Source organism: Pseudomonas protegens (genome assembly GCF_003732485.1).
GTDB classification, from domain to species: domain Bacteria; phylum Pseudomonadota; class Gammaproteobacteria; order Pseudomonadales; family Pseudomonadaceae; genus Aquipseudomonas; species Aquipseudomonas protegens_B.
In genome coordinates, this window is record NZ_MOAK01000082.1 from 255,352 (window position 1) to 264,776 (window position 9,425).

A 9,425-nucleotide genomic window follows, 5' to 3' on the forward strand; every position below is an offset into this window, starting at 1 on the left:
TCAAGGACACCCTGATCGAGGGCGACAAGGGCTTTCTGGCCGGCCTTGACCCGGCACACACCGCCAAGGACCTGGTGGACGATCGCTTCGTGCGCAACGCCATCGCCGCGGTGGGCGGGCTCAAGGCCTTCGGCCTGGCGGACAGCTTCGAACGCAGCGAGGAGTTCGGTCTTTGATGGGCAAGCAACCTTCTTCCCTGAGCCATTGGCTCCTGGGGCTTGCCGGGCTGTCGAGCCTGCTGCTGGGCTGGTGGCTGGGGGTGCACCTGCTGGGCGATGGCAACGGTCTGGCGGCGCGTTTCTCCCCCGAGGCGACCTTCGCCAGCCTGCTGGAACTGCTGGGGCGTGGCGAGCTGTACGAGCATGTGCTGGTGAGCCTCAAGCGGATCCTGGTGGGTTTGCTCCTGGCCTTGTTGATCGGCGTGCCCCTGGGCCTGCTGGTGGGCAGTTATCGGCACCTGGAGGCGGCGACCACCCCGGCGTTCCAGTTTTTGCGGATGATCTCGCCGCTGTCCTGGATGCCGGTGGTGGTGATGCTGATGGGGGTAGGGGACCAACCGATCTACTTCCTCCTGGCATTCGCCGCGCTGTGGCCGATCCTGCTCAACACAGCGGCCGGCGTGCGCCAGCTGGACCCGCGCTGGCTGCAACTGAGCCGCAGCCTCAGCGCCACTCGCTGGGAAACCCTGCGCAAGGTGATCTTGCCCGGGGTGCTGGGGCATGTGCTGACCGGGGTACGGTTGTCCATCGGCATCTTGTGGATCGTCCTGGTGCCCTGCGAAATGCTCGGGGTCAGCGCCGGCCTGGGCTACTTCATCCTCGACACCCGGGACCGCCTGGCCTACTCGGAACTGATGGCCATGGTGCTGCTGATCGGCGTCCTCGGATTTGCCCTCGACGCCTGCGCCCGTGCCCTGCACCGACGCTGGTCCCACACCTGACCCCGCACCACCCCCCGTAGGAGCCGGCTTGCCGGCGAAGAGGCCCGCAAGCCCTGCACCGCCCTCGCGGACGCCTTCGCTGGCAAGCCAGCTCCTACAGCATTCAGATACACACCGCAGGCCCCCCGTAGGAGCCGGCTTGCCGGCGAAGAGGCCCGCAAGCCTTGCACCGCCCTCGCGGATGCCTTCGCTGGCAAGCCAGCTCCTACGGTGCTTGGCTGCACCTCAATGCCCTACCAGTTCCTCCAGCAACTGCTCTTTGTAGCCCTGCAACACGGGTGAAGAGCGGTCCCGCGGATGGGGCAGGTCGACGCGGATCTCATGCTTGATCCGCCCTGGATGGGCCTCCATGACGATTACCCGGTCCCCCAGGTACAGGGCTTCTTCAATGTCATGGGTGACCATGATCACCGTGCAGCGCTGCTGCACCCAGATCCGTTGCAGTTCGTGCTGCAGGCGCACCCGGGTCAGGGCATCCAGGGCTCCCAGGGGTTCATCCAGCAACAGCACCTTGGGCTGGTTGATCAGCGCCCGAGCAATCGCCCCCCGTTGCGCCATGCCGCCGGACAGCTGATGGGGGTAGGCCTGCTCGAAGCCTTGCAGGTTGACCAGGGCGATGTGCTCGGCCACCCGGCGCTGTTTCTCGGCTTCGGACAAGGGGTGGTTCTTCAGTGCCAGGGCGATGTTCTGGGCCAGGGTCATCCAGGGAAACAGCCGATGGTCCTGGAACACGATGCCGCGCTCCAGGCTGGTGCCGGTCACTGGCTTGCCGTCCAGGAGCATCTGGCCCTGGTAGTCGCCTTCCAGGCCGACGATCAGCCGCAGCAGGGTGGATTTACCGCAGCCGCTGGCGCCGACAATGCTGATGAACTCGCCGGGCTGGACGTCCAGGTCGATGCCTTGCAGCACCGGCAGAGCCTGGCCCTGGATCCGGTAGCTCTTGTTCAAGCCGCGCAGCTGCAGGGCTCCGGTCTGGGCGTGGAGATGAGTGGGGAGCGGGGCGTGTTGGGCGATCGCATTCATGGGGAGGCCTTAACGGGTAGGGCGCCAGCGCAGCAGGCGGCGGCTCAGAAGGGTCAGCAGCAATGTCATCAGGTAGCCGCACAGGCCGATGCACAGCACACAGAGCACGATCACCTCCATGCGTGAGCCAGCCTCGGCGTTCATCATCAGGTTGCCCAGGCCTGCCCCGGAGGACAGGAACAGCTCGCTGCCCACCGCTGTCACCCAGGCAAAGGCCAGGGCCTGCAACAGGCCGGTGGCAATGCTCGGCAGGGCCGCCGGCAGCAGGATGTGCCGCAGCCGCTGCGCCGGGTTTAGCACCAGCACCTGGCCGACCTCGCGGTAGCGCCGTTCCACCTGGCAAAAGCCCTGGTAGGTGTTGAGCACCATGGGGTAGAAGGCCGCCAGGCTGACGATCAGCATCTTGGAGAACTCACCGTTGCCGAACCACATGGCAATCAGCGGAATCCAGCCCAGCATCGGCACCTGGCGGATGGCATGGAACAGCGGGCCGATCAGGCGGTTGGCCAGGGCCGAGAGGGCCATCAGGGCTCCCAGCATGACCCCGGCCAGGGTGCCCAGCAGCAGGCCGCCGCTGGCCCGGCCCAGGCTGGCCAGGAGGTTGACCGGCAACTCGCCGTTGCCCAGCAGTTCCAGCAAGGCGCTGGCGATGGTGGAGAGCGGCACGAAGGCGTAGGCCCCGGCGGCGTCCTGGCGGGACAGGTATTCCCAGCCGCCGATCAGCAGCAGGGGCAGCAACAGACCGCGAAACTTGGCCAGTAGAGTCGTCATGCAAGGGCTCCTAGCGGGTTTGCCAGCGCAGCACGCGCTGTTCCAGGCGGCGGAAGGAGAAGTCCAGGGCAAAGCCGATCACGCCGGTGACCACTATCCCCACCATCACCACATCGATGCGCAGCATCTGCCGGGCCATCTCGATCATCTGCCCCAGGCCGCTGTCGGCGGCCAACAGCTCGGTGGCCACCAGCACCACCCAGCAGCGGGTCAGGCCGATGCGCAGGCCGGTGATGATCGGTGGCGCCGCGGCGGGCAGGGCGATCTGGCGCACCAGGGTCGGCCAGCGCAGGCGGTAGACCTCGGCCACCTCGAAGTAACTGCGGGGAATGGCCTTGACCCCCTCGCTGGCGGCCAGGGCCACGGGGAAGAACGCAGTCTTGGCGACGATGACGATCTTGAAGGTTTCATCGATGCCCAACAGCAGCACGAACATCGGGATCAGGGCGATGCTGGGGATCTGCCGCAGGGTATGGAACAGCGGCGCGCAGTACGCCTCGACGGTCTTGGACAGGGCCATCAGCACCCCGAATACCAGACCGCCGAGGGCCCCCAGGGCAAAGCCCAGGCCCAGGCGGGACAGGCTGTTGTGCAAGTGCTCCAACAGTTCGCCACTGGCCAGCAGCGCCTCGAAGGTCTGCAGCACCTGGGCCGGAGGCACCAGCAGATTGCGCGGAAAGATCCCGGCGTCGGCCACCAGGGTCCAGAGCAGCAACAGGGCCAGGGGCGAGATCAGCCAGGTCAGGGAGGTGAGCGTGCAGCGCAAGGAATGAGCCATGGCGGTTCTTATATCGGCGAAGTACCCGATGCCTATCGCAAGACCTGTGCCATCCCGCCCTCGCAGGCGCTGGCTTACCAGCGAAGGCGTCGGCCGGGGCGGTGCAAGGCTTGCGGGCCTGTTCGCCGGCAAGCCGGCTCCTACGGGGCGGGCGGGCCTGCGGGATGTATCTGACGGCTGTAGGAGCTGGCTTGCCAGCGAAGGCGTCGGCCGGGGCGATGCAGGGCTTACGGGCCTGTTCGCCGGCAAGCCGGCTCCTACGGGAGGAGCGGCGTGTGGGTGGGTTGTGGGCGCTGGTGTGCCAGCGAAACTGATGCCTGGGCAGCAGCCACTGCTGCCAGGGCAACACCCCAGCAGCAGTCAGGTCTCAGAAGTCGTAACTGACGCTGGTGTAGTAGAACGCGCCCTGGGCCCCCTCGGGGCTGGTGATGGAGTATTTCGGTACGCCATACAACTGCGCCCCGGATGCCTTGTCCGGGTGGCTATCGAACAGGTTGATAGCCCCCACGGACAGCTTCAGCGACTTGTCGAAGCTGTAGGAAATGTCCAGGTCAGTGACCCATTGCGCGCTGTAGGTCTGGTCCAGGGTCGGGTTGCTGGCGTTGAGGCTCTTCCATTGCCCGTACCGGCGCTGGGCCAGGGTCAGGCCCCAGCTGTCATACAGCCAGTTGGCGCTCAGGGTCAGCTTGTTCTTCGGTGTGCCGTCCTCGATCAGGCCCTGGGTGGTGCGGCCGACAATCTGCGACCCGGCAATGTTGCCCACGTCCCGCAGGGCGGTGATCCTGGTGTTGTTCTGGCTGTAGCCGCTGGACAGGTTCAGGCGCCCCCATTGCTGCAGGTCCAGTTGGTAGTTGCCGGTCAGCTCGACGCCATCGGTGCGGGTGTCGGCGACGTTGGTGTAGAAGGCTGCGCTCTGGATATTCGCGTAAGGGGTGCCGGCAAAGATCGGCGTGACCACCGAGGCCGGCAACTGGTCGGACAGGGTGATGCGGTTGTCGATGTTGATCCGGTACGCATCCAGGGTCACCGAGGCGTTGGCCAGGGGCCGCCAGACCAGGCCCAGGGAGTAGTTGGTGGACTCCTCGGGCTTCAGCGCCTTGCCCCCCAGCAGCTTGGCTTCCGGGCTGTCGGCGCGCAGGGTGCGTTGCTGCACCTCGACGTAGTTGCCGCTGCCCGGCGGTTGCTCCACCACCTGCACGCTGAACGAGGACAGCCCGCTCTGCACCAGGGACGGCGCCCGGTAGCCGGTGCTGGCGGTGGCCCGGGCGGCGAGCTGCGGGGTGAAGTCGTAGCGCAGCGACAGCTTGCCGTTGGTGGTGTCGCCAAAATCCGAGTAATGCTCGGTGCGCACCGCGACCCCGGCCTGGAACTTCTCGGTGATCTGGCCTTCGACGTCGATATAGGCGCCCCAGACCTTGCGCTCAAGGGACGCGGCGTCGACCTGGGTAATGCCCGAGTAGTAACCGGGAATGCGCCGGCCGGTGATCGGGTCGACGGTATTGAACAGCGGCCCGTTCTGCCAGCCCGCGGCCTCGCCGGCGCTGAGCTCATAGTTCTCCTGGCGCCAGGCCAGGCCCGCCGACAGGGTCAGGGGCTTGAACAGCAGGTCGGTGGGGAAGTCCCGCACCCAGTCCAGGGTCAGGTTGCTCTGGTCGGCCTCGCGCTTGCCGGTGTAGATCTTCGCCGGGCTGGCGTCGCCCCAACTGGGGTTGATGGCGTTGCGGTCGGCGGATTTCAGGCTGTTGTCACCGTGGTTCAGCGCCAGGTCGAACTTGCCCAGGCGCTCGTCCTCGTAACGCAGGCCTCCGGTCAGGGCATAGTCCTCCAGCGAGTAGCGGGTGATGGGCAGGCGGCCGTCGGGGTAGCGTTGCAGGGCCGTGCTGCCGTAGTTGTTGCGCAAGGTGGTGGGCGGGTCGAAGAAGCCTTCGGCGTCGGTGTTCTTGTGCGAGTAGGTGGCAAAACCGTAGGCGGTCAGGCCCTCGCTCAGACCGAACTCGCTGTTGGCGGCAAAGTTGTACTGGTCCGAGACATTGCCCGAGCCCCAGCGCCAGGTGCGGTAGCGGTTGTTCTGTTCCCGCGGCGTCTGGGTGCTGGTGGAGCCGGGATAGAAGATCCGGTTGTCGGGGTTGGTGTCGCTGGCCGGGTCCTGGCTGCCGGCGTCGAAACTCAAGGTGAGGAAGCCGTCGTTGGGCAGGCTGAAGCCTTTCCAGCCGCTGAGCTTGCGTTGCAGGCCATCGCCCTTGTCGTAGCCGCCGAAGCGATAGCCGACGTTGCCGCCGTCGTCCTTTTCCTTGAGCACGATATTGATCACCCCGGCGATGGCGTCGGAGCCGTACTGGGCGGCGGCGCTGTCGCGCAGGATCTCCACTCGCTCGATGGCGCTCAGGGGGATCAGGCTCAGGTCCACCGCGGCGGCGCCGCGGCCGTTGACCAGGCTCTGGCGGGTGACATTGGCGCTGGTGTGACGGCGCTTGCCGTTGACCAGCACCAGCACCTGGTCTGACGCCAGGCCACGCAGGGAGGCGCCCTGGGCGATGGAACCGGCGAAGGCGCCCTGGGGCGACTGCGGGTAGCTGAACGAAGGCGACAGGGCGGTGAGGGCACCGGAGAGGTCACTGGCACCGGTCTGTTGCAACTGCTCGGCGGACAGCACGTCCACCGGTGCGGCGCTTTGCAGTGCCGTAACGTCACTGCGGCGGGTGCCCAGCACCACTACGGTGTCCAGGTGATCGGCGCTGGCGCCGGGGGCATTGCTTGAGGTCTGGGCAGCGAACGCGGGTACGGCAAGGCTGCCGACGACCAACGCCACGGCGCCGGCCAACGGATTGCGATGGAACATCTGCGGATTCCTTCTGAAATGGATGACCCCAACCGGCCCGTAGGAGCTGGCTTGCCAGCGAAGGCGTCGTCATGGACGGTGCAAGGCTTGCGGGCCTCTTCGCCGGCAAGCCGGCTCCTACACGGTGGGTGCGGGCGGTAGTTGGCGATACCGGCAGCCCGGAAATCAGGGTTCGGGGGCTCGCCCCGGGGCTCAGAAGCGGCTGGTGACGCTCAGGCCCACGGTGCGCGGGTCGCCGTAGGTGATGACGTATTGCCCCAGGGTGCCGTTGGGCCGGCCATGGACCTGGTAGCGGCGGTCGGTGAGGTTGTTGACGAAGCCGGTGACGCTGAGCTTTTCATCCGGGCTGAACCAGGTCAGGCGGGTGTTGGCCAGGGTGTAGTGGGGCTGGCTCAGGGTCTTGTCGGCGCTGCTCTGGCGGTCGGCGAGGAAGTATTCCTTGTCGCGGAAACTCACGTCGCCGCCGGCCACCAGCTTGCCGCCAATCTCCAGGGGAATGGTGTAGTCGGCCCCCAGGGACACCACGTTGCGCGGCGAGCGCACGAAACTGTTGCCGCTGTAGTCGCCGGTGACCGCGCCGGTGTTGGGGTTGGTGTTCTTGAAGTCGGTGTACTCGGTATCCAGGAACGAGATCGCCGCCCGCAGGTGCAGATAGTCGGTGGGCTGGCCTTCGAGCTCCAGTTCCGCGCCCTTGACCTTGCCCTTGGCGCCATTGGTCAGGGCCGTGGTGAGCACGCCGTTGTTGACCGTCAGCAGGTTCACCTGGATGTCCGAGTAGTCGTAGTAGAAGACGTTGGCGTTGGCCGTCAGGCGATGGTTGAACCATTCCGACTTGAGGCCGATCTCGTAGGCGTCGAGTTTCTCCGGGTCCACCGTGGTCAACTGCGCCAGGCTGGTGGACAGCCCGGTATTGAAGCCCCCGGAACGGAAACCGTGGGCGTAGCGCAAGAACACCCGGACGTTGTCGTTGATCCGGTATTCCGGGGTCAGATCGTAGGTCCAGGCTTCCCAGGTCTTGCTCTCGTCGCGGCTGCCGTTGCTGCCGGCGGCGCCCAGGGGAATCAGCGGGCCGTTGGCCGTGGCCCGGGTGAGCTGGGTCAGGTCCAGGTCGATGTCTTTCTTTTCCTGGGTCCAGCGCAGGCCGCCGGTCACGGTGAAATCGTCGGTGAAGTCGTAGGTCAGGTTGCCGAACAGCGCGTAGCTGTCGGTGCGGTGCTGGTAGTTGAGGTCGCGAAAGTCGGTGGCGCCGCCGGTCTGGTTGGAGCCGGTGCCGTTGGGCGTGGGGCCCGGGGTGATGATGCGCTTGGCCGAGCTGTCCAGGTCTTCATGGAAGTAGTGCACCCCGGCCAGCCAGCGCAGGGTTTCCTGCTGTGGCGAGGCCAGGCGCAGTTCCTGGGAGTACTGGTTGTAGCGGTTGTCGCTGATGGCCGCACCGTTGACTTCGTAGGGGGTGTAGTCGGCATCGCTGGTGGACTGCCCGCGAATGTAGTCGTAGGCGCTGATGGAGGTCAGGGTGTAGTCCCCCAGGTGCCAGTTCAGGGTCAGCGACGTACCGTCGTGATCGAGCTTGGCGTCCTCATTGACGTTGATGGCGATGTTGCGTCCGTTGGGCCGTTGATAGCCGACGTTGTAGTAGCGGCCCACCGGCAGCGAGCCGTTGCTGCCGTCGCCCTTGTATTCCCGGGCGTGGATCTTCAGCAGGGCGTCCAGGTCCGGGTTGAGTTTGGCCAGGAACTGCAGGCGCACGGCTTTCTTGTCGACGTCGCCGTAGCTGTGGTCATCGCTGAGGTTCTTCTGGAAACCGTCACGTTCTTCCGAATACAGCGACAGCCGCGCCGCCAGCCGCTCATCCACCAGGCTGCCGCCGATGGCGCCATTGAGGATGCGCTCGTTCTTGCTGCCGATGCCCAGGGTGCCGTAGCCGTTGGTGTCGAAGGTCGGCTTCTTGGAAATCACATTGACCGCACCGGCCGTGGTGTTCTTGCCGTACAGGGTGCCCTGGGGCCCGCGCAGGATCTCGATGCGCTCCAGGTCGAACAGCGGCCCGCCGCCGGCGATGGGCGCGTTGAGGTAGACATCATCGGCGTAGATGCCCACCGGGAACACCGTGGCCGCCCCGGTATCGCCAGTGCCCAGGCCGCGGATATACCAGCGCGGGCGGCCGTCGCCGTCAGGGTTCTTGGCCGAGGCATTGGGGATGAAGGTGGTGATGTCCCCCATATTGCGCACCCCGTCGGTCACCAGGCTGGTGCCCTGGACTGCCGACACCGCCACCGGAACCTCTTGCAGGGTTTCCTCCCGGTGCTGGGCCGTGACGGTCACCGTCTTCAAGGCGGGTTCGGTGCTGTTGTTGGTGTCGGTGTCTGTGGTTTCAGCGGCCAGCAGCCCCTGGCTGAATGTGCCCCCGGCGAGGGCCAGTGCCAGCCATAGACTCTTGGTGATCGGATTTAGCTTATGCATGTTGAACTCCCCCATTTAAAGTTTCGCTAAGAGGGCTAGAGCAGAGATCGTGCCAAGAGGCTTAGAGGGTTTTATGGGCAAGCGTTAGTTTGATCAAGTCATTGAAAAACAAGATTTATTTTTAATTGTCTTGAGTGTTTTAGAGGGGTGTTTGGCAGGCGTGAAAAGTTGCGGGTCAGAGGTTTAAAACATCCTGCGCAGGATTCAGCAGAAGTTGCTTGGCTGGTGCTGCTGGAGCAGCACCGATTGCCCGCTTGACTGTTGCTGCGCCAGCACCGGCAACCCCAACCCGTAGGAGCCGGCTTGCCGGCGAAGAGGCCCGTGAGGCATGCATCGCCTGGACTGACGCCTTCGCTGGCAAGCCAGCTCCTACGGAGGGATGCGGTGCACCTGCTTGTGTAGGAGCCGGCTTGCCGGCGAAGAGGCCCGTGAGGCATGCATCGCCTGGACTGACGTCTTCGCTGGCAAGCCAGCTCCTACGGAGGGATGCGGTGCACCTGCTTGTGTAGGAGCCGGCTTGCCGGCGAAGAGGCCCGTGAGGCATGCATCGCCTGGGGACGCCTTCGCTGGCAAGCCAGCTCCTACGGAGGGATGCGGTGCACCTGCTTGTGTAG

General features: G+C 65.5%; 6 protein-coding genes and 1 pseudogene. 2 read left to right on the forward strand and 5 right to left on the reverse strand.

Annotated elements, in window-relative coordinates; genetic code table 11:
• A pseudogene (locus BLX41_RS36385) lies at positions 1 to 176 on the forward strand (ABC transporter substrate-binding protein); the annotation flags it as partial.
• Positions 176 to 940 (forward strand): ABC transporter permease, encoded by a 765-nt coding sequence (locus BLX41_RS26835; RefSeq protein ID WP_123727337.1) that lies wholly within the window; start codon positions 176 to 178, stop codon positions 938 to 940. The pseudogene BLX41_RS36385 and the gene BLX41_RS26835, both read left to right, overlap by 1 nt.
• A gap of 225 nt (positions 941 to 1,165) precedes the next feature.
• On the opposite strand, the gene BLX41_RS26850 is transcribed toward BLX41_RS26835, so the two are convergent.
• The 5 genes from BLX41_RS26850 to BLX41_RS26870 all read right to left on the reverse strand — a co-directional run bounded on the left by BLX41_RS26850 (position 1,166) and on the right by BLX41_RS26870 (position 8,811).
• Positions 1,166 to 1,963 carry an ABC transporter ATP-binding protein gene (locus tag BLX41_RS26850; protein ID WP_123727338.1) on the reverse strand — a complete coding sequence of 266 codons (798 nt, stop codon included), beginning with the start codon at positions 1,961 to 1,963 and terminating at the stop codon, positions 1,166 to 1,168.
• 9 nt (positions 1,964 to 1,972) lie between these two features.
• On the reverse strand, positions 1,973 to 2,734 hold the full coding sequence (locus BLX41_RS26855) for an ABC transporter permease (RefSeq protein WP_123727339.1): 762 nt from the start codon (positions 2,732 to 2,734) through the stop codon (positions 1,973 to 1,975).
• A gap of 10 nt (positions 2,735 to 2,744) precedes the next feature.
• Positions 2,745 to 3,512, reverse strand: coding sequence for an ABC transporter permease (locus BLX41_RS26860; protein ID WP_123727340.1), 768 nt, complete (start codon positions 3,510 to 3,512; stop codon positions 2,745 to 2,747).
• Between the two features lie 367 nt (positions 3,513 to 3,879).
• Entirely contained in the window at positions 3,880 to 6,351 is a 2,472-nt protein-coding gene (locus BLX41_RS26865; RefSeq protein WP_123727341.1) for a TonB-dependent receptor plug domain-containing protein, read from the reverse strand.
• 192 nt (positions 6,352 to 6,543) lie between these two features.
• Positions 6,544 to 8,811, reverse strand: coding sequence for a TonB-dependent receptor (locus BLX41_RS26870; RefSeq protein ID WP_123727361.1), 2,268 nt, complete (start codon positions 8,809 to 8,811; stop codon positions 6,544 to 6,546).
• Positions 8,812 to 9,425 lie beyond the last annotated feature (614 nt).